Raw genomic sequence first — 20,445 nt, forward strand, 5'->3', positions numbered from 1 at the left:
GCCCGCACTTGCGGAAGATCGCTCCCCGGGATGCGGGTCGGCCGGTCGCCGTCGTGAACGAGCAGTCCGCCCTCTCCGCTTCCCGCTGGGAATCCGCGCGCCGGGGAGGTACACTCGTTCCTCACGCGGTCCCTTCGCGGAAAACCGACTTCCGCGAAAACCGAAATCGTGCGGCGCGAGACGAGGAAGAAGAAGAGATGATGACGAGCGGACCGGCCCCGACGACTCATTTCATTCGAGAGATCATCGACGAGGACTTTCGCACCGGAAAGCACGCGCGGATCCACACGCGCTTCCCCCCCGAACCGAACGGGTACCTCCACATCGGGCACGCGAAGGCGATCTGCCTTAACTTCGGGCTCGCGGCCGACTACCCGGGATCCCTCTGCAACCTCCGCTTCGACGACACGAACCCGACCAAGGAGGAAGAGGAGTTCGTCCGGTCGATCATCGAGGACATCCGCTGGCTCGGCTTCGATTGGGAGGACCGTCTCTACTACGCGTCGGATTACTTCGAGAAGCTCTACGAGTGGGCGGAGGATCTCGTCCGCAAAGGGAAGGCGTACGTCTGCGATCTCAGCGCGGACGAGATCCGCGAAAGCCGCGGCACGCTGACCGAGCCGGGACGGGAGAGCCCGTATCGGAGCCGTTCCGCTGAGGAGAACCTCGATCTCCTTCGCGGCATGCGCGCGGGCGAGTTCCCCGACGGGGCGCGCACCCTCCGCGCCAAGATCGACATGGCGCACGGAAACATGAACATGCGCGATCCGATCATGTACCGGATCCTCCGCGCTCGGCATCATCGGACGGGAGACGCGTGGTGCATCTATCCGACCTACGATTGGGCGCACGGACAGTCCGACTCGATCGAGGGGATCACGCACTCCCTCTGTTCGCTCGAGTTCGAGGATCATCGCCCTCTCTACGATTGGTTCCTCGATGCGCTCGGCGTCCATCACCCGCGGCAGATCGAGTTCGCCAAGCTGCGTCTTTCGTACACCGTCCTCAGCAAGAGGCGTCTTCGCCGTCTCGTCGAGGAAGGGGTCGTGGGCGGGTGGGACGATCCGCGCATGCCAACCCTAAGCGGTCTCCGTCGGCGCGGCTTCACGCCCGAATCGATCCGTGCTCTCTGTGACCGGGTCGGCGTCGCGAAGAAGGAGAGCGTGGTCGATCTCGCCCTCTTCGAGCATCTTCTCCGCGAGGATCTGAACAAGCGCGCGCGGCGCGCGATGGCCGTTCTCCGTCCGCTCAAGGTCGTGCTCGTCGACTACCCCGAGGGGAAGACCGAGGAGCTCTCCGCGGTGAACAACCCGGAAGATCCATCGATGGGAACGCGCCTCGTCCCCTTCTCGCGGGAACTCTTCATCGAGAAGGACGACTTCCTGGAGGACCCGCCGAAGGAGTTCTACCGTCTCGCTCCCGGGCGGGAAGTGCGCCTTCGCTACGCGTACTTCGTGAAGTGCATCGAGGTCGTGAAGGATCCGGCGACCGGCGAGCCGATCGAGATCCGCTGCACGCACGATCCGGCGACGCGCGGCGGCGACGCTCCCGACAAGCGGAAGGTGAAGGCGACCCTGCACTGGGTTTCCGCCCGCCATGCCGTTCCGGCGGAGGTCCGCCTCTACGATCATCTCTTCACGGTCCCCGATCCGACCGATGCCGGCGAAGGGAAGGACTTCAAGGATTACGTGAACCCCGGCTCCCTCGCCGTGATCCCTTCGTGTCGAATCGAGCCGTCGCTCGCCGCGGCCGCACCGGGGGATCATGTCCAGTTCGAGCGCGTCGGCTACTTCGTCGTCGATGCGGTCGACTCGAAGCCGGGGAAGCCGGTCTTCAACCGGACCGTCACCCTCCGCGACGAGTGGGCGCGGATTCAGAAGCGGATCGGTACGTGATTCCTTTTCCGGATACCTTCTCCGGTCGAAGAGAGGGTTGGGCACCGAATCGGAGGAAGAAGGTGCGCGATACCGCTTCGAGATCTCTCGCGGCACCCATTGCGAGAGCACAGGTGGATCGGTTCCCGGTTTCCTTGGACAGGGGTTTGGGGGGATGATGGGGTGACCTCTAGGGGAGGGGGAGTTCATGGAGACCAACAAGAGGGAGACGGAGCGGGTCGGAACGGAGGGAGCCAGTAGGGCGACCGGAGTCCCGACCCGTCGGCAGCGGGAGGACCGGGGCCGGTGGAGTTCGCGGAAGAAGCGGGAGGTCGTGCTCCGGATTCTTGGCGGAGAAGACCTCGACGCGCTGTCGCGGGAGCTGCGTGTGGCGGGGCGACACTTTCGGCATGGCGGAGCTCGTTTCATGGGGGGGACAGTCGAGGTCGAGGAAGCGGGGCCCCGAGGGTGCTCGGAGCGACGCGGACCTTCTTCTTGCGATTCGGGAGGTGTTGAGTTCCTCGCCGTGGGTGGGAGAAGGGTACCGGAAGGTGTGGGCGCGGCTCCGGTTCGCCGGCGTGCGGACTTCTCCTCGCCGGGTGTTGCGGCTCATGCGGGAGAACGATCTCTTGTCCCCGACGCGGATGGGGCAGGCGCACGGCTCGAAGGCGCACGAGGGAACGATCGTCGTCGATCGTCCGGATGTGTTGTGGGGGACGGATGCGACGAGCGCGCGGTCACCGGAGAGGGGAACGCGGCGATCTTCTTCGTGATCGACCACTGCACGTGTGAGTGTCTGGGGATCCACGCTGCGCGTCGCGGCCCACGGTTCGAGGCCCTCGAACCGCTGCGGCAGGCGGTGCGAGAGGTCTATGGGCGGTACGCGAAGAACGTGGCGACCAGGTTGTCTCTCCGGCATGACCACGGGAGCCAATACATGTCCGACGATTTCCAGAACGACCTGGTGTTCCTGGACATCGCCTCGAGCCCGACGTTCGTCCGGGAGCCTGAGGGAAACGGATGCGTGGAGCGGTTCGTGCGGACGCTCAAGGAGCAGCTTCTCTGGCTGCAACGGTTCGAGATCGTCGAAGAGCTCCGCGTTGCGATCGAGGCATTCCGGGAGCGCTACAACCGGGAGTGGATCGTGGAGCGACACGGGTATCAGTCGCCGAGCGCGAAGCGCGCGGCGCTCAAGAGCGGAGCGGAGGTCGCGGCGTGATTACCCCGACTCTTGTGTCCAAGAAACCGGGTGCGCTACACGCATGATTATTCTTGACAGACAATTAGGCCTCACGATAGATTGCATTTAGGGTACAATGACGTGTAATTACTGATCATAGAAGGTCTACCTGGAGAGAAGTGGAGGTATGCTATGCGAATACTCCCCTGCCGATGCTACGGGCTGATCGGAATAATGGTCTTGCTCTGCGGATGTGGAGCTTCCTACAAAGTTATCGACTTCGAGAGGACCAATCCTGTTCGAATCGAAAAGAGCATTCAGGGGCTCGATGCAACTGCATGGATCGGGGATCGAGCACGGCCGAATGCCGCTATTGCTCTTCTCTCAATCGAGGAGAATCGAATCATCTATCAGAGCGAGGTGCGCGGCAACTGGGTGATGGACTCCCTCCGGCCGGGTCGCATTCACCCCACAGAGACTTCCCAAGTTCGCGCTGGCCTTCTCAACACTGCCAGCCTGGACTGGGGCGTCCGCCAGATGGTTGAAGACAACCTGATTAGCTCACTTGTGTCCGGCGGTTTCCGCATCGTTGAGAGAGATCCGGAGATGGTCGCACACCTCCTATCTGAATCGAGCAGGACATACTCTCTCTTGGACTTCGAAAACCTCCCCTCGAGGCGACAAGGAAGGTCCCTTGTTGAGGGGAACCTAGTCGACGTTCTCGTGACGGAGAGCGGTAGTAGCACTCCGGCTCAGCGGGATGTGACCGTCCGTGATATTCAGATCCCAACCGACATCAACTCTGCAGATCTGATCCTCGCGTACCGTGTGCTTGAGTGTGGGGTAGTGTATCGAGCGATCCCAGAGGAGAGGATCAACGTCGAGAGGCTGGCACGTACAAGGCTTCATTGTCGTCTTGAGGATGCGAAGACCGGTGAGATCCTCCACGCAGGCCTTCTTGAGTACGAAACAAGCGATATCGTCGCGGAGAAGGATCTGAAGAACCTGCAGACGATGCACTATAACTACTTCGGTTTTCGGATGCCGAACCTCGATGTAGAACAAGGAGTCGGCTCCCGAAGCGCACAAGCGGGCGAGCCGGTGATCCTCGGAATTACTCAAGAAACGGAGAACTTGCGCAGTGGCCGCGAGGCGCGCATCGTCGGCGGCGTTATCGCGGCAATCGGCGCCGTCGCCCTCCTCGTAGGCTTGCTATGAGGCCCTTTGGATGGCAGTTTCTTACAGTTCTATGATACACGGGAAGTCTGTTGGCATCGCTTGGAGTGCTTGACACTTCGGTACCTGATTCCCTACTTCCGTAGAGGATTCAGGTACGCAGGAGGTCGAGACCACGCCCACGGCGGGTGGCGGCCACCGAGTGCGTAGGCGCGACCGGCGGATACACGAGTGGACTACTGCCGACAGGGAAATCGAGCATCAAGTGCCGAGAAGCTCGGGTGCGAAGCCGAGGCGCTCGCCGAGCCTGCGTCCCGTTCGCCCCATCGGAACGCCCTCGTGTTGTTGATCGAGGAACTCGTCCTGAAGAAATCCCGTGTCGCGGAGCGGAAAGCCCGACTCATCGAGCCCCTTCAGCACCGCGAGAACGCGCGCGGCTCTTTCTTCCGCGTCCCCCTCGCGCCTCCGCCGGAGCGCCCGGAGAAGCACCGCGCGGATTTCATCGTTGTCGGAAATCCCATCGAGCGCGACGCCGAGCCGATCCGCGTGAGCGCGCGCGGCGGCGAGCCTCGCAAAGACCGAATCGAGCGCGCGTCCGTCCTCCAGCGCGGCGGCGATCTCCCGAACGGCGGTTCGGAGCCGGCGCTCGATCGCCGGGAAGAGCAGACGACGGACCCATTCCGGCGCCGGGAGACACGCTCGCTCGAGAAGCGCGATCGCCGAGAAGAGCCTCTCGTCGAGAGGGTCGCTCGCCTCGAGGATCGCATCCCTCTCCTCCTCGAGGAGCTTCCCCGCCGTCGGCGCTCGGAGCTCGCTCGGAAGATCCTCGAGAAGGAAAGGAGACGGCGGGAGCGCGCGCTCGAGATCCTCAATCGTCTCCGCGCGGTCGGCCGCATCGACGGGAAGATCCTCGCCGCCGACCCACACGAGAAGACGGGCACGCGCATCGCGCGCGGCGACGAGCCGGAACGACTCCGGGCGAATATGAAGCGGATCGGAGAGACGGAGAACGCCGGAGAGGATCTCGAACCCCTCCGCGCGCCGCCGCTTCTCTTCGAAGAGATTCGCCTCGCGCCCGGCGAAAAGCCTCTCCGGGAAGGGCGCGCCGACGAGCCGCGCGGCCCCCCACGCGCCGGCCCACGCGGTCGACGAAACCCTCGCCCCCTTCACCCGATCGTCGAAGATGCTCTGCCCGTCCCCTTCTTCCGGCACATTGCTCCGCGCCGCGCGAAGCCTCCTTCGAAACTCCCGCTCGGCGGATGCCGCCCGTTCCGGATCGATCGCGCGGGCGAGATCGATCGCGTGCCCGGCGAAGAGGAGGTTCTGCACCGCCTCGATCCCCGCGAGGTCGTCGAAGAACCACCCGCAGCTCGTGAACATCCGGATCGCCCCGTGGGCGGTTTCGAGAACTCGATGCGCCCTGAGCGAGCCCTCCGGGCTTTCGAGCGCCCGATCGCTCCCCTCCCGCTCGAGAAAGCGCCGCCACGACTCCGGCGTCCGCTCGAAAAGAATCTCGGCGTAGGTCTCGAATGCGCGGCGCGGATCGCGAAAGAGACGCGGGGCCTCTTCTTCGAAGAGCGCGAAGAGATCGTTCCTTAGATGAATCATCGATTCGCGAAGCGATCCCCGCCACTTCTGGTTCCATCCCTCGCGGTGCGCGATCTGGCACCCGCAGTCGCGGCTCCAGCGGCCGACCCCGTGGGTGCAGCTCCACGCGGTCCCCTCTCCTTTCATTCCCGGCGCGAGAAGAACTTCCTGTTCCGGAGGAACGCGGTGGAGGAACTCGCCCGGGTTCGTGACGCGAAGGCGGTTCCGCTCCGCCGCCGAATCGAAGAGCGCCGCGAGACACATGTCCCCGAACGGCTCGTGGTGGCCGTACACCTCGCCGTCCGTCGCGACGCACACGAGGCGCTGGAACCCGGTCGGCTCTCCTGCCGCCTCGACCATCCTCCTGGCGAGATCGTCCGCGCTCCAAAGATAGTGCTCGAAGCTGATGCCGACCGCGAGACCGCTGTCGTAGAAGAGAACATCCAAATGAAGCGCGCGGTCTTTCGGATCGGGGAAGAGACGATAGGCGCGCCGGGGATCGATCGATCCCCCCGAAACGTCCGTCCAGTCGCCTCCCGCGAGCGGTCTCGTCTTCGACGCCTGATGCGGCGAGAGAATCACGAAGCGGACTCCCGCGCGCGCGAGATCGGCCGCGGTCTCCGCGTGGATCGCCGTCTCGGGGAGCCAGAGCCCCTCGCTCTTCCTTCCGAAGCGGCGCTCGAAGTCATCGAGCCCCCATCGAATGAGAAGCTCCCGATCTTCGCTCGGAAGGAGCGGAAGGATCGCGTGGTGGTATGCCTGCGCGATGGCGTTCCCGTGGCCCGAACGCCGATCGACGCTCCGTCGGTCCGCCTCGAGGATCCGCCGGTACGTGTCCGGATCCTCGCGCTCGAGATAGGTGAGGATCGTGGGACCGAAGTTGAAGCTGATCGACTCGAAGTTGTTGGCGACCTTCCGCACGCGCCCGAACCCGTCGAGGATGCGCGAGCGCGCGTTCGGGCGATAGCATTCGGCGAGGATCCGCTCGTTCCAATCGTGGTACGGCCGCGCGCCCTCTTGCGCTTCGATCGCGAGAAGCCACGGGTTCTCGCGCGGGGGCTGGTAGAAATGGCCGTGAACGACGAGAGCGATCTCCTCGGCGCCCTTTCGCATCCGTCCTATCCTTCCCGAACCGGCCGCGCGAAGTGAAGGAGGCTCGCGGTCCACTCCTCGCCGGCGGAGAGCGCGAGCCGCCAGCGCGGCACGATCATCGTGCATTGATAGACCGACTCGAACCCGCCTTCCGAGAGGGAGACGGTCCGAATCGGAAAGACCCAGATCGGCGCTTCGGTGTCCATTTCGATCCCCGCGAAGAGGCCGAGCCATTCGTCCTTCGCGCCGACCCGGCGGCACGGAGCGAGATCGAGACGGCTCGCGAGAGGCCCCGCATTCCTCTCCTCGTGGACGAGAAAGCGGTCGGGCGCGTTCCCCGCAAGAAGAGCGTACGCGAACTCGACGGCGAAGAGCGCTTCGATCTTGGCTTTCCCCTCGTTCCGCACGCGGTAGCGAATCGAGAAATCGGACACGCCGGGGGCGATCTCCACTTCCTTCTGAACGAACACCGAATGCGATCCCCGTCCGCCGCGCACGTTCCCGAGACGCGTGAGATGCGCGCGCGCGCCGCTCTTCGTCTCCCGAACGTCGCACGCGTACTCACCCGAAGCGAAGTCGCCGAGCTCCGGCGGATCGCCCGACGCGATCTCGTCGAGCGATGCGCCCGTCCGAAAGAAACGATCGACGAGCGTCTCGCGCCGAACGGAGTCGTACACGAGAAGCTCCGCGAGCCCCTCTTCCTTCGACACGACCCGGTGGTGGATGCTTGACACGTCGTTGGAATCGGCGTCCGACCCGCCGCGCACCTTCTCGTGATACGCCTCCGGGCGGCGCGTCATCGTCGCGACGAGGTTGAAGCGGCGCTCGCGGTCGTCGATCGTGAAGATGTGCCCGCCGCGCCTCGGATGGATCGCAAGCACGAGCCGGTCGGACGAGAGACGTACCTCCTCGCTCCCGTCGAGATCGAGATCGACCCTCTCCGCCGCCGCCCACTCCTTCGTCCTTCGCGCCGCTCGCTCGGCGATCGTCTCCGCCGCGATCAGCTTTGCGTAGATCGCCGACCGAAGGTGCGGGAGGTAGAGCCCGCCGAAGACGCCGTGCCAGTAGGCGCAGTTCGTCTGCCCGCGGTAAAGTTCCTTCTCCGCTTCTCGCTTCTTCGCGTTCCCTTCCGGAAGCGCGGCCACGCGGCGGCTCGCGTCCGCCATCTTGCCGTGCATCTCGGCCGCCTCCGGGTACTTCGCGAGAAAGATCCGCCATTGCCCGCCCCGGAAGAAAGGGGCCGCGCGTCGCGCAAGCTCCTCTCCCATCTCCTCGCGGAGCGCGTGGAACTCGATCTGCGCGCGCGCCGGGAGAGCCCACTCGGTCATCTCGCGATAGCTCGCGTCCGGGAGATAGACCTTCCCGCGCGGGGGAAGATCGAGGGCATCGGAAAGCCTGATGAGACGGATCCACGAAGCGTTCTCCTCGAGCGCTTCGAGAAAGCGCGCGAGCCAGCCGTTCGCGTACACGTGTTCGTACGTCCCCGGCCAACCGCCGAACTTCTCCGTGTCGTCCCCGTACACGATGAGACGATCCCCCTCTTCCGTCGCGAGCGAACGGAGCAGGCGGACCGTCTCCTCGACCGTCTTGAACGGAATGTGGTAGCGGAGCGCCTCGCTCAAGGGGAAGATCCGGATCATCCGTCCCCGATCCTCGGTCGTGAACGAGCCGAGCATCTCCTCGCCGCGAAGCCCCGCGAGCCGGAAGTGCGAATCATCGACCATCGAATAGTCGATTTCTGAAGCGGCGAGATCGTGGGCGAGGCACTGCTCCCAAACCCGTTCGGTGAGCCACGCGCCCCGCGGTTTTCGGCCGAAGCGCTCCTCGAGATACGCGCTCATCGTGCGGATCTGCCCGGCGCGGTCGCGGTCGGAGAGCATGACGAGGATCGGCTCGCCGAACCCGCTTCCAAGAAGCTCGACCTGCCCCTTCTCCGCGAGCGCCTTCAAACGATCCAGATACTCGGGAGCGTTCTCATCGAGCCACTCGAGAAGGATGCCGCTGTAGTGGAGCGTGAAGGGAATCGCCGGGTGTTTCTCCAGCTCATCGAGAAAGGGGAGATACGACTTCTCGTACGCCTCGCGGAACACGTGATCGAAGTTGCCGGTCGGCTGGTGCGCGTGGAGCGCGAGCGCGAAGCGGATCGTCTTCATATGATATCGCCTATCTTCACCCGGAAACCGGGGCCGGCTCCGCGAGGAGCCTCTTGAAGAGCGTCTCGTACTCGCGGGCGCTCCTCTCCCAGGAGAAGTCCGCGGCCATGCCGGTTCGGACGAGCCGGAGCCACGCGCGCCGCTTGGGAAAGAGAGCGAACGCGCGCCGAAGCGCCTCCCCGAGGGCTTCCGCCGTCGCCTCTTCGAAGCGGAAGCCGTTCGCGGTCCCCGCATCGACCGTGTCCCTGTTGTGGTCGATCACGGTGTCCGCGAGCCCTCCGGTCGCGCGGACGATCGGCACGGTCCCGTACCGGAGGCTGTACATCTGGTTCAGCCCGCACGGCTCATAGCGCGAGGGCATGAGGAAGAGATCGGCCCCCGCCTCAATCCGGTGCGCGAGCGCATCGTCGAACTTGAGGTGCACGCTCACCTTCCCCTTCATCTTCTTGGCGAGCCCGCGGAAGATCGTGTGGTACCTCTCGTCGCCGGTTCCAAGGAGAACCAGTTGGAACTTCACGCGCCGGAGTCGAGGAAGAACGTCGACGACAAGATCGAGCCCCTTCTGGTCGGCGAGCCGCGTGATCATCCCGACGAGGGGGACTTCGGGATCGACCCGAAGCCCGCACTCTTCCTGGAGCGCGCTCTTGCACCTCCGCTTTCCTCCGAGCCGGTCGATCGAGTAGCGCGCCGGGATGAGCGGGTCCGTCGCCGGATTCCAGACTTCGGTATCGATCCCGTTCAGGATCCCCCAAACACGATCCGCGCGCTCGGCGAGCACGCCCTCCATCCCCTCCCCGAACTCCGAAGTCCGGATCTCCTCTGCATACCGGCGGCTCACCGTCGTGATCGCGTCGGCGAACACGATGCCCGCCTTGAGGAAGCTGACCTTTCCGTAGAACTCCAGGCCGCCGTGCGGGCGGTAAAGTTCCTCGGGAAGACCGGTCCACGCATAGTCCTTCGGAGGGAATACTCCTTGATACGCGAGATTATGAATCGTGAAGACGCTTCGGGCCTCGCGGAGCGGGCCTTCCGATCCGCGCTTCCGGGCGACGTATGCCGGAAGGAGCCCGGTCTGCCAGTCGTTGCAATGGACGATGTCGACCTTCTCCCCGATCCCCTCGGCGATCGCCGCCGCAGCCTTGGAGAAGAAAGCGAAGCGGGCGGCGTTGTTCGGATAATCGCCTTCCGGCGTCCCATAAAGCCCCTCGCCGGCTTCGTAGTACTCGGGATGTTCCACGAGCAGAAAGCGGCTCTCCCCCTCCATCGGCGACTCGAAGATCCGCGCGGTCTCCTCGCTCCGCCCCATCGGGACGCGGACGGTTCGGTTGGCGGGACGGATCGGAAGGGACTTCTTCTTCACGGCGCCGTAGTAAGGGAGAATCACCGTCACCTGGTGCCCCTTCCGGGCAAGCGCGGGGGGTAGAGCGCCGGCGACATCGGCCAGACCTCCGGTCTTCGCGAACGGCTCGACTTCGGATGACACATAAACAATATGCATACGATCGACCGTTGCGCCCTCTGGGCGCGGTTTCTCTCCTCACGGGCACCGCGTGTCGACATCGAGGGGAAGCGCGGCCGGCGGGCGAGGAGAGCGTGTTTCCCGGGGAGTATGCCCGAGATCGCCGGGCCTGTCCAGACCGGCGCGGAAGGCGCGCGAGGGTTGGGAGGGGGTGCATAACGAATTGTGGAAAAAGAAGTTACAAGGGCGCGATCCGCGGAGTCTTCGCGAGGACTCGCCTTCGGAAGCGGGCGAAGGCGAGGCCGAGCCTCCTCGTGACCGGACCCGGCGCCGGAAGACGAAGAGACGCCCCGTTCACGCGTCCGATCGGGAGAACCTCCGCCGAGGTGGCGGTGAGGAACGCCTCGTCCGCCTCCCGGATCTCGCCGAGCCGGACCGTCCTCTCCTCGATCGGAATCCCCTCTTCCCGCGCGACGGCGAGAACGACGCTCCTCGTGATCCCGGGGAGAAGGCCCCGCACCGCGGGCGTGACGAGCCGTCCGCGTTTCACGAGAAAGAAAGACGAGGAGGTTGCTTCCGTCACCCGCGCGCGCGGACCGCGCCCGCGATGAAGCACCGCCTCGTGCGCGCCCGCTTCGTCCGCCCTTCCTCTTGCGAGAACGCTGGCGAGAAGGTTCGTGCTCTTGAGGTGCGTTGAGAGCCAGCGTTCGTCCGGAAGGGTGACGACATCCGCCCCGCGCCGGCGGAGCGCGGCGGGGATCATTGGGAGATCGAGCCGGACCGCGAAGACGGTCCCGCGAAGACCGGGGGGCGGCGCGAGTCTCCGCGGCCCCTCCCCGCGTGTCCACTGGAGCAGGACGAGCCCGTCCGGTTTCTCCGAACGCGCGACGAGGCCGCGCACCGCGCGCGCGATCGCTTCACGTCCGAAGCGTTCCGGAAGGGCGATCGCCTTCGCCTCGCCGAAGAGACGGTCGAGATGTTCGTCGAGCAAAAAGATCTTGCGGCGGTAGAAGCGGACGACCTCGTAGAGCGCGTCCCCGTAGAGGACTCCTCGGTCGAGAACGGACACTCGTGCGCCCGACTCGCTCACGAACCGCCCGTTCAGCCAGAACCGCTCGCGCTTCGCCGCGCGGGAGGACTTTCTCAATATCCTTCCCCGGAAGAGACGCTCCGCCTTCGCCGCGCGATGAGTCTAGTCGAGGAAGCCCGCGGAGACAACAAGAGGAGCGGGGCGCGCTCAGGCTTCCGGATCGTGCCAGTAGACGCTGATCCGGCTGATTCGACCGCCGCCTGAATCGCATGCTTCGAAGGCGAGGGTGCTGTTCCCTCGTTCGTAGCGATACGTGCTCTCGGAGGGGCCTGCCGCGGGAGGTCCGAACACCTCAAGCAGATCGCAGAGACGTTTGCCGACAAAGTCGAGGAGCGGCTCGGAGACGCCGCGCGTCGCGAGGAATCTCTTCAGCTCTCGGCCGTCGCTCTCAGCGTCGGCGAGAACGGAGACGTACGTGATCCGCTCGGACTCCGTGTCGCAAATCACGCCGATGCTCTCGGAGCGGGTTCCATCCACGCGGTAGCAGACAAGGACTCGACTGGTCTCCTCGTCGACGTGAATCCGGTCGCGATGCGCGGCTCCGAGAAGAGCGAAGAGACGCTCCCGCGTGTCTCCCGGCTCGAGACCGATGAACCGCCGACCTTTCATCATCGCGACCCCGCCCGAGCCCTCGACCCGCCCGGCGCCCGGCTCGTTGTCAGACCTCTTCATCCGCCTCACATGCTCTCCCGCGCATCCTGGAAAAGGAATAGGCTCCGAGCAAACGCTCTTCAGAAAGAAAGACGGAGCCGGAAGAGGGAAGCGTACCGCGGGCCGCGGAAGGCAGGCGCTCAATTCGAAACAGACGGCCGCCTGTCGATCGGACGCCACCCTTCGGCGGTGAGGAAGCGGGTCTCACACGCGAGCCGTTCGCTCTCAACATCGAGGTCCGCTTCGACCGCGTCGGGATGACTCTTGAAGATCAACCGGCGGAACGAGTCCGTAAACTGGACGCTCTCCAGAGACGGACGACTCGGCTCCGAGAAGTCGCACGCATAGAGAATGCTCCTCAAGGTCACTTCCCCCGCTTCCCCCCCGCCCTCCACGAAGATGCGGAAGACGCCGGGTCGATCCTCGACGACTTTCAGCACGTGCGCGCGCGTGTGAGAGAAGGCGTCGAGCGGGAAACGGATCGAAACGACGACTCCTTGGTCCCGGCTCTCCGGGTCCGTCAGCGACGGAATCTCGCCCGCAAACCGCGGTCCTTCCGGCAAGGAGAGCCGGGAAGAGCGGATCAGCGAGAGGAGTCCCATTCCCGTTTCGTTGTCCGTCCCGCATAAGAAAGCCGCCGGATCTCGGTCGACCGCTGCGGGATACACGCCCTCGATGTGCCCTTCGTTCCGCAGCATGCCGAGATGCTCTCCCGTCGCTCCGTCGATCCGATCGACGAAGCTGAGCGCGCGCAGCGGAACTTTGCGCAGCGTGAGGAGAGTCAGCGAACCGCCTTGCCGTTCCCCGGAATAGAAAGCGAGCCACTGGAGTTCCTCGCAAGGAGCCGTCGGCGGGAAACCGAAGGAAGCCGCCGAATGCTCCCACCGCCGCGTCCCATTTCGGTCGAACGCGGCGAGGAGGTCGGTCTTGGTGGGGTTTCCTCGGTACATCGCCACGACCTCGTTCTTCCCGTCCCCGTCGAGATCCAAGACGGCGAGTCGCGTTCCGATCTTGTCGAAGGTGCAGCTCTCGACCATCTCCGGGCGCATGAGGCGGCCTTCGAGAACCGCCGTGTCCCTTCCGTGCGTGTTCGTGGCGACGATTCGATTCCCCTCCCATCGCGCGGTGACCGGGAGGTTTCTCTCAAAGACGAATTGTTGAACGATCAAAAATCCGAGAAGAGGAACGGCGAGCGCCGCGATGCCGACGAGAAGCGGGCTCATCGGGAAGCGCTTCGCCGCGGCGGCCGCTCTCTCCCGCACGTTCCTCGGCGCGGCCTCGACCGCATCCGGATCTCTCCAAAGCCCGGAGAGCGTCGAAACGCCGCGCACGCGAAGATGACGATTCGGATGCCGCTCCTCGATCACGCGGGCGGTTCTCTCCGCTTCCCCGAGCTGCTCCGCCGGCACGAAAAGCGCGTCAACCGGACCGTGAAAGCACGCGGAGACTTTGGCGGCGAGCGTTCCCTCGTCGACCGGACCGACGCGGTCTCCCTCGACGACGCCGGTGAAAGCGGTCCGCGGCCGCACTCGCCCGCGCAAGGAGCCGACCCCGAGGGCGGAGTAGGCGGAAGCGCCGGCGAGGAAGAGGCCAAGCTCCGCGCTCCGTCCCTCGAGGCTCGCGGCGGCTTCGTCCCAATCGACGCGAAAGAGACACCTGCGAAGAGGCGGAACCGATCGGATTCCGAGCGAAGGGATCTGCGCGAAGACCTCGCGAAGCTCGCGCTCGCGCTGGCCGGGCACGCCCCGAAGGATGACCGGAGCGCTCCCCGGCGTGGTCCGAAGCATCCCCTCGACTCGAACCGTGATCGGAACGAGAAGACCGCAAGCGATGCCGCGGAAAAGGGGAGAGAGAGCCTCCGCGCCGCGCACCGAGGCGACGACGGGGACGAGGACGCGTTCCTCGAACCCACCGCGCGCGGAGAACGCGGGAACGGTCCCGGTCCCCTTCCGCGATTGTGACGCGTCTCGCTCCGCGGCTTCGAACGCTTGCGCGGCTTCTTCGAGATCGCGCCTCCATCTTGCCTCCGCGGCGTGAGACGGGACCGGCCGCTTCCGGATCTCCTCGAGAACACGCCGGATCTCGTCCAGGGAGTCGCCCGAGAAGAGATGCGCCGGCGAGGAGGCAAGCGCCGAGGCGAGACCTTGCGCCGCGCGGAAACCGTATGCGCTCCACGTGGTCGCTCCGAGCGGGAAGACCGCGGCGAGAAAACGCGCCCGAAGGAGAAGAGCAATTGCGGGAGGCTGCCCGATCGCGAGGAGTTCCTCGACCTCCGCGTAGGCCTCGTGAACCTCCCTCGGATTCATGCGGGCCCCCGCCTCGGCTTCGTGCGGCCGATCAAGGAAGCACAAGTTGGATCCGACCGGACGGGATCTCGGAGAGGACCGCGTGCCCCGACTCGTCGAAGGGGACCTCTCCGCCCTCGAAGCGGAGAAGCGCGCGGCGATGCGATTCCTCCTCCCCGCCGGCGAGAAGAACCGCTGTTCGACCCGCTCCGCTCTCGTTCGTGAAGACGCGCACGAGGTAGAGACCGTCGCGGCTCGCGAACGAGCGGACCGCGCTCCCCTCGGCGCGGTCCGGACCTTCCGATGCGGGAGTCGCGTGTCGCGCGGCGAGGGAATAGGCGCCTTCGCGGTCCGGAGGTCCGACCCGGCGGGAGGGCCTCTCGGAGATCTCCTCCAACTCGATGACGTTCGGTCCGGGCGGAGCGGCGGCGAGAGCGGGGGAGATGTACTCCGCGGCCTCGGCGAGAACGCGGCGCTCCGTCTCGAGAAAGAGGGAGAGGAGATCGCCGCAGCGGAAGCACTCCCTCGCGTGATCGAGAAAGGCGGAGAGGTCGCTCGGGAGGCTTGTCTCACCCGACGCCTCCGCCGCCGCCCGGAGGATCGCCGCCCGCTCGATCCGTTCCTCGTCCCAACACCCGTTCATTTCGACCTCAAGGAAGTTCGTTCGCCCCTCATCGCGAGCCACCCGCGCAAGCGGCGCACCGTGTAGTCCAAACGTCTCTGATAGAGATCGCGATAGAGATCCTCGGTCACCCCGGGGAGAACTTCGCCGACGAGGCCCTTCTGCGAAAGCCCCGACCAGTACGGCCGCCCCATCCCGAAATCGCGGCAGACCATCTCCGCAGCGATCTCGGAAAGCGCGCCGAGACGGCCGTCGACGGGCGGGATGAAGGGCTTCCGCTCGTCCGCTTCCAGATAGAGACGCGCCTTCGCCTCGACGGTCCGGACAACTCTTTCGACGAACAGCGACTCGGGGAGCCCTCCGCGCGCGAGGCGGACCTCGAGCGCCTGAGGAAGCGCGCCGGTTCGCTCGCCCGGATGCGCCATCTTTTCGGTCGCGAGGGCATGAAACGCGCGCACGAGATCGAGAAGAAAGACGTAGCCTCCGTGCTCCTCGCAGGGAGCGAGGCCCGTTTCCAGGACGCGGACCGCGTCCCTTTCGTCTCGGCACCCCGCGCCGAGGAGATCGAGCACCTCCTCGGAGGAGACAGGACGGCGGCGAAGATCCGCCGAAGATCCCGCGACGATCCATCCGCGCGTGTCGCGAAGAAGCGCGAGCGCGCGGCTCGCCTCGATGTGGACGCGGAAGCGCCTCCAGACGCCGGCACACTCCCGGTTCCTCTCCTTCCACTCCGCATGCAACGCTTGCCGGCCAAGGCGCCGGAGGAGCGCGCGGAGAAGAAGCGCGAGGTCTTCATCGCGGGCGGCGCGCACCCATTCCGCGAAGGCCAGCGGCGGCTCCGAGACCTTTTCTCCGTTTCCCTCTCGCGCGCGCCGCACACCCTCAAGTCCCCTCGCGAGAAACGGGTAGGAGGATCCCCCCCCTCGCCGCTCCCGAAGGAGAAGGCTCACCGCGCGATCAGCGGCCCCGTCGACCGCATCGAGGAACTCCCCGCGAAAGAGATACGCCCAACCTCTTCGGTTCGACCTGAGGAACGATCGGAGATACTGGAGAGAGAACCGCGCGAAATCCTCGCGAGCGATCGTGGAGGGGTGAAGAAACAGCGCCCGGAGGAGCGCCGCCGAATCGCGCTCGAATCCGGACGGTCCCTGGCCGCGCGCCGACACGTTCATGTGCGCTCCGCAATCCGACAGAAACACTACATGTCTCTTCCACCTCGAAGAGAGTTGAACCTCCGAGATGGCAAGGACTGGGACCTGGATGATGGACGCGCTTTCGTCGCGAGGGTGCGGAGTGCGAGCCGAGAGGCCGACCGGTACGAGCCGCTCCCGGAAGCGTAGCCCCGGAGCTACACTCTAGGAAGCGGCGACGGAACGGAGGCCTCGCAAGCCGCAATCCGCAACCGTAGTAGAAAACACGTTCATTGTTCAGGTTACCACGAACCGATCGGCGAGGTCAAAAGGTCTTGCCGTCGGGTCGAAGCGTCCTACTCGTGCGCCGTGCGCCAGCCCTCCGGGATCGCCTCGGGAGGCGTGAGAAGAACGGGCGCTCCCTTCCCCTCCGCCAGCGAGCGGAGATAGAGAAGGTCGTAGTCCTCCTCGCTTCCGGAAGCGGAAGCCTCCGCGAACGGCGAGAGGAGAAGCTCGAGCGGACCGCCCCCCATCTTCGGCATGCGGACGCGCGGCCGTTCCGGGTACTCGGCGAGGATGATCTCGGCTTCCGGTTCGATCCCCGCGAGCGCCTTCGCCTCCGCGATCGCGTCGGTGAGCCCGCCGATCCGGTCGACGAGCTTCCTCTGGATCGCGTCCTCTCCCATCCAGATGCGCCCCTCGCCGATCGGCCGCACCTCGGCCTCGGTCATCCCGCGCCCGGCGGCGACCATAGAAACGAAGTTCCCATAGAGCTCCATGAAGATGTCGCGGATCCTGTCCTTTTCTTCAAGAGTCAAGTTCCGAGTGGGGAGCCGGCCGAGCATCGGGAACCGGATTCCGGTGAAGAGATCCGAGTGCTCCCCGCGCTGCACGCCGTCCGCGGAGAACCCGGTCTTCTCCCCGACCCCCTCGTCCCAGAGCCATCCGCCGATGACGCCGATCGAACCCGTGATCGTGAAGGGGGTCGTGAGGATCTTGGTTCCGTCCATGCTGATCCAGTAGCCGCCGGAGCCCGCGACATCTCCCTGGCTCACCACGACCGGCTTCTCCTTCTCCTTGATCTTACGCGTCGCCTCGGCGACAAGGTCGCTTGGGAGGGCGTCCCCGCCGGGCGAGTCGGCCCGAAGGACGACCGCGGCGACGTCGTTCTTCTTCGCGAGACCGCGCATGTGCTTCGAGGTCGCCCGTCCGCGAATCCCCTCGTCCATCGCGCACTCGCCGAGCGCGTAGACGAGCGCGACCGTCGGCGGGCGCCCCCACGGCTCGTCCGGATAGATCCTCTCCTCCGGCGGCGCCGAAGCGAGGCGGGCGCCGTCGCGGCTTTCCTTCAGCCAATCCTCGAGCGCATCCCAGCGCGCGACCGTGTCGACGAGGCCCTTCTCATACGCCCTCGCGGCGGTGAACATCGCCTGCTCGTCCACGAGCGCGTCGTAGGCGCCCGGCGTCATCTTCCGCCCCTCGCACACGCCGCTCCGCAGCGCCTCGTAGACGACGTCGACGAGCCGCCCGAGCTGCTCGCGGTCCGCGTCGGACATGTCCTTCCGCGAGAGCGCCTCGAAAGCCGATTTATGCGTGAAGAACCTCCACTCGTCCACGCCGATGCCGAGTTTGTCGAGAAGGCCGCGCATGTACGTTCGCTGGAGCGCGAGGCCGGGAAGAAGGAGCCGCCCCTGCGGATCGATGCTGAGCCGGTCGGCGACCGATGCGACGTAGTACTCGATGTTCCCTCCCCGATCGATATGCACGACGACCTCTTTCCCGGACCTCCGGATCGCGCCCAGCTTCTCCCGGAACTCCCAGGCGATCGACGGGGACATGCGCGTTCCCGCGAGGTTGATCGCGACCCCCCGGAGGGATTCCTCCTCGCGGATCCGATCGAGCGTGCGGGCGAGGTCGATCCAGGCGATCCTCTCCTTGTCGAACCAGATCGCCTTCTGATACGCGATCGTCTTGTTCTCGAGATCGATCCTCGCGTACGACTTCTTGCCGAAGAGCTTTCGGGCCGAGGCAGCGAGCGGGAGCCCTCGGTGCGGCGGGTTCGTCCGGACGAGGTAGGTGGTCGTTCCGAGCTTGTCGTCCTGATCGTACGCGGGGAGGGCGTGGAAGCCGCTCCCGTCGATCGTGAGCCCGAGGTTCAGACTGTACGTCGGATCGCCGTCTTCCGCCTCCAGAAACTTCATTCCCAAATGAATCCCGCGCCAAGGACGAAGCTCGAACCCCGCGCCCCAGAAGCCGTCCTCGAGCCGGTCGGCGTCGGTCATCGAGTACTCGCCGAAGAGGGTGATCCACGGCTTCGCGAGGGGGCGAATCCCGAAGTCGGCGATCCCGAGGCTTCGTTCCGATTGCGACGAGAAGACCCCCGAAAGACCGAAGGAGAGACGCGGGTTCGGGCGAAGAATCGTCCCCGCGACGAACGCCCTCTCGCGTCCCGCGCGCCCTGCGTTCTCCCCCGCGAAGCGCCACGCCGCGCCGAAGTGGGCGCGGCGATCGCCGCCGGCGAGACCGAGCTGGAAGTCGTAAAGGCCGAACGTCCCCCCTTCGTCCTCGAGAAGACTCCTCTGCATCGCGAACCCGAGGCCTTTCCCGAACGAGAGCCCCCAGTTGTCCAGCTCTCCCTTCTCGATGTTCTCGTCGCTCCACCAATACGCGAACTCGCCCTCGCCGCTCGTCGCCCAGGATGCCGGGTTCGCGTACGCGCCGACCGCCCCGCCGCTCACGCTTGGGGATTGCGGGATGTACGCGGTTTGTCCGTGGTAGGCGAGGAGGGGAGATCGGATCTCTGCGGGAGCGCTCCACGCGCAGGCGAACAGGAGCCCGAGGACGACCGGCATTCGACGCATGATTCCGTACACCTCCAGTCCGGCGCGCGGGGATGCCGCGACGCGGGAGGATGAGGACCGACCGATTTCGAAAGACCCGGATATTGTAGGCCGCGCAGCCGCTCCGTCCAAGCCGCTTGCGGAGGCGGTCCGGCCGGGTGTTTTCGGCGAACAACTCCCTCTACGCGATCGGAAGCCGGGGAGTTTCGCGCGCGGGCGGCCTTCTCAGGCGGGAAAGAGCGCGAGGCTGTTCGCGCCGAGAACGCGCTCCTTCCATCCGTCGGGGAAGGGAAGCGCGAGGAACTGGTCGATGTTCGTGCGGAAGTCGCGCACGCCGGGCCCGGGCCAGTCGCTCCCCCAGAGCACGCGATCGCCGAGATCGGGAAGGCGCGGGAAGCACTCGGCCAGCTTCCTCGGCGGGATCCCCGAAAGGTCGAGATAGATGTTCGGGTGTCGGCGCGCGACGAAGAACGCTTCGTCATACCAGAGAGGGCGCCCCCCGTGCGCGAGAAGGATCGGAAGGCGCGGGAAGTCGACCGCGACGTCGTCCACGTCGATCGGACGCCCGAGACGGCTCCGCGCCCCCGGGAAGACGCTCGTCCCGGTGTGGATCATCACGGGGAAGCGGCGCTCCTCGGCGCGGCGATAGATGCGGCCGAGCGCCTCGAGGTCGTCGAGATACGCGTTCGCCGCATACCCCTGATGCGGCGGATGAATCTTGAGCGCGACGAAGCCGGACTCGATGAAGCGGTCGACGGTCCCCTCCGGGTCGCGCACGCGAAGCGCGTGGATGCCGGCGATCGGAAGAAGACGCTCGCGGGCCGCGGCGGCGTAGCAGAGCGAGAAGTCGTTCGACGCCTCGGTGAAACCGGTGACGTCCGGGCTCACGTCGTTGACGAGCCCGACCCGCTCGATCCCGGCGCGGTCCATCTCAGCGAGAAGAAGCGAAGGGTCCGCCTCGATCTGCCGGAGAAAGTCGAGATACCCCACCCCTTCCCGGCGGATCGCTTCCTCCACGCCGGGGCGGAGCTCGGCGAGCGGCTGCACGTGGATGTGGATGTCCGTGATGCCGCGGGTGGCTTCGTTCGTGCTCACGGCGGGAGGATAGCAGAGGACCCGCTCCTCTCTCCACGAAATGCGATACGATAGGAGTTCCGGTGCCAGGCTAGGCGGTTTCGGTGCCATGGCGGTTTCGGTGCCAGGCTACGCAACTCCGGTGCCAGGCGGTTTTGGGGGGTTTCGGTGCCAGGCTACGCAACTCCGGTGCCAGGCGGTTTTGGGGGGTTTCGGTGCCAGGGGGGGTTGG

General features: G+C 65.8%; 13 protein-coding genes. 3 read left to right on the forward strand and 10 right to left on the reverse strand.

The genetic code is table 11. The features are described 5' to 3' along the window. Positions 1–200: 200 nt before the first annotated feature. The 3 genes from FJY73_06095 (at position 201) to FJY73_06105 (ending at position 4,272) form a co-directional block, all read left to right on the forward strand. Positions 201–1,895 (forward strand): glutamine--tRNA ligase/YqeY domain fusion protein, encoded by a 1,695-nt coding sequence (locus FJY73_06095; GenBank protein MBM3320229.1) that lies wholly within the window; start codon positions 201–203, stop codon positions 1,893–1,895. A 688-nt stretch (positions 1,896–2,583) separates the two neighbouring features. Beyond that, complete coding sequence (locus FJY73_06100) at positions 2,584–3,093, forward strand: transposase (GenBank protein MBM3320230.1); 510 nt, start codon at positions 2,584–2,586, stop codon at positions 3,091–3,093. A 153-nt stretch (positions 3,094–3,246) separates the two neighbouring features. Continuing rightward, positions 3,247–4,272: a hypothetical protein gene (locus tag FJY73_06105; protein ID MBM3320231.1), complete on the forward strand. Its 1,026-nt coding sequence runs from the start codon at positions 3,247–3,249 to the stop codon at positions 4,270–4,272. Positions 4,273–4,491: 219 nt separating this feature from the next. Here FJY73_06105 and FJY73_06110 read toward each other — a convergent pair whose 3' ends face one another. From FJY73_06110 to FJY73_06155, 10 genes are all read right to left on the reverse strand, one after another. Further along, positions 4,492–6,930, reverse strand: coding sequence for a DUF3536 domain-containing protein (locus tag FJY73_06110; GenBank protein MBM3320232.1), 2,439 nt, complete (start codon positions 6,928–6,930; stop codon positions 4,492–4,494). A 5-nt stretch (positions 6,931–6,935) separates the two neighbouring features. Further along, positions 6,936–9,062, reverse strand: coding sequence for a DUF1926 domain-containing protein (locus FJY73_06115; GenBank protein MBM3320233.1), 2,127 nt, complete (start codon positions 9,060–9,062; stop codon positions 6,936–6,938). A gap of 16 nt (positions 9,063–9,078) precedes the next feature. Then, a complete protein-coding gene (gene glgA, locus FJY73_06120; GenBank protein ID MBM3320234.1) occupies positions 9,079–10,560 on the reverse strand; it encodes a glycogen synthase GlgA in 1,482 nt (493 codons plus the stop codon). Positions 10,561–10,759: 199 nt separating this feature from the next. After that, positions 10,760–11,668, reverse strand: a complete 909-nt coding sequence (locus FJY73_06125) for an aminotransferase class IV (protein ID MBM3320235.1) — start codon at positions 11,666–11,668, stop codon at positions 10,760–10,762. A 90-nt stretch (positions 11,669–11,758) separates the two neighbouring features. Then, the gene (locus FJY73_06130) at positions 11,759–12,283 is read right to left on the reverse strand and encodes a hypothetical protein (GenBank protein ID MBM3320236.1); all 525 of its coding nucleotides are present in this window, start codon (positions 12,281–12,283) and stop codon (positions 11,759–11,761) included. A 119-nt stretch (positions 12,284–12,402) separates the two neighbouring features. Further along, a complete protein-coding gene (locus FJY73_06135; GenBank protein MBM3320237.1) occupies positions 12,403–14,568 on the reverse strand; it encodes a hypothetical protein in 2,166 nt (721 codons plus the stop codon). 31 nt (positions 14,569–14,599) lie between these two features. Next, positions 14,600–15,190 (reverse strand): hypothetical protein, encoded by a 591-nt coding sequence (locus FJY73_06140; protein MBM3320238.1) that lies wholly within the window; start codon positions 15,188–15,190, stop codon positions 14,600–14,602. Next, on the reverse strand, positions 15,187–16,341 hold the full coding sequence (locus FJY73_06145) for a hypothetical protein (protein MBM3320239.1): 1,155 nt from the start codon (positions 16,339–16,341) through the stop codon (positions 15,187–15,189). Before FJY73_06145 ends, FJY73_06140 begins: the two co-directional genes overlap by 4 nt. 314 nt (positions 16,342–16,655) lie before the next feature. Beyond that, positions 16,656–19,160: a S49 family peptidase gene (locus FJY73_06150; protein ID MBM3320240.1), complete on the reverse strand. Its 2,505-nt coding sequence runs from the start codon at positions 19,158–19,160 to the stop codon at positions 16,656–16,658. Positions 19,161–19,364: 204 nt separating this feature from the next. Then, a complete protein-coding gene (locus FJY73_06155; GenBank protein MBM3320241.1) occupies positions 19,365–20,324 on the reverse strand; it encodes an amidohydrolase in 960 nt (319 codons plus the stop codon). Positions 20,325–20,445 lie beyond the last annotated feature (121 nt).

The sequence above is a fragment of the Candidatus Eisenbacteria bacterium genome, from assembly GCA_016867715.1.
Taxonomy (GTDB): domain Bacteria; phylum Orphanbacterota; class Orphanbacteria; order Orphanbacterales; family Orphanbacteraceae; genus VGIW01.

Coding starts and splice junctions, on each gene's coding strand:
- FJY73_06095 (MBM3320229.1), top strand. CDS start 201: ATGACGAGCGGACCGGCCCCGACGACTCATTTCATTCGAGAGATCATC.
- FJY73_06105 (MBM3320231.1), top strand. CDS start 3,247: ATGCGAATACTCCCCTGCCGATGCTACGGGCTGATCGGAATAATGGTC.
- FJY73_06110 (MBM3320232.1), bottom strand. CDS start 6,930: ATGCGAAAGGGCGCCGAGGAGATCGCTCTCGTCGTTCACGGCCATTTC.
- FJY73_06115 (MBM3320233.1), bottom strand. CDS start 9,062: ATGAAGACGATCCGCTTCGCGCTCGCGCTCCACGCGCACCAGCCGACC.
- glgA (MBM3320234.1), bottom strand. CDS start 10,560: ATGCATATTGTTTATGTGTCATCCGAAGTCGAGCCGTTCGCGAAGACC.
- FJY73_06130 (MBM3320236.1), bottom strand. CDS start 12,283: ATGAAGAGGTCTGACAACGAGCCGGGCGCCGGGCGGGTCGAGGGCTCG.
- FJY73_06135 (MBM3320237.1), bottom strand. CDS start 14,568: ATGAATCCGAGGGAGGTTCACGAGGCCTACGCGGAGGTCGAGGAACTC.
- FJY73_06140 (MBM3320238.1), bottom strand. CDS start 15,190: ATGAACGGGTGTTGGGACGAGGAACGGATCGAGCGGGCGGCGATCCTC.
- FJY73_06145 (MBM3320239.1), bottom strand. CDS start 16,341: ATGAACGTGTCGGCGCGCGGCCAGGGACCGTCCGGATTCGAGCGCGAT.
- FJY73_06150 (MBM3320240.1), bottom strand. CDS start 19,160: ATGCGTCGAATGCCGGTCGTCCTCGGGCTCCTGTTCGCCTGCGCGTGG.
- FJY73_06155 (MBM3320241.1), bottom strand. CDS start 20,324: ATGGCACCGAAACCGCCTAGCCTGGCACCGGAACTCCTATCGTATCGC.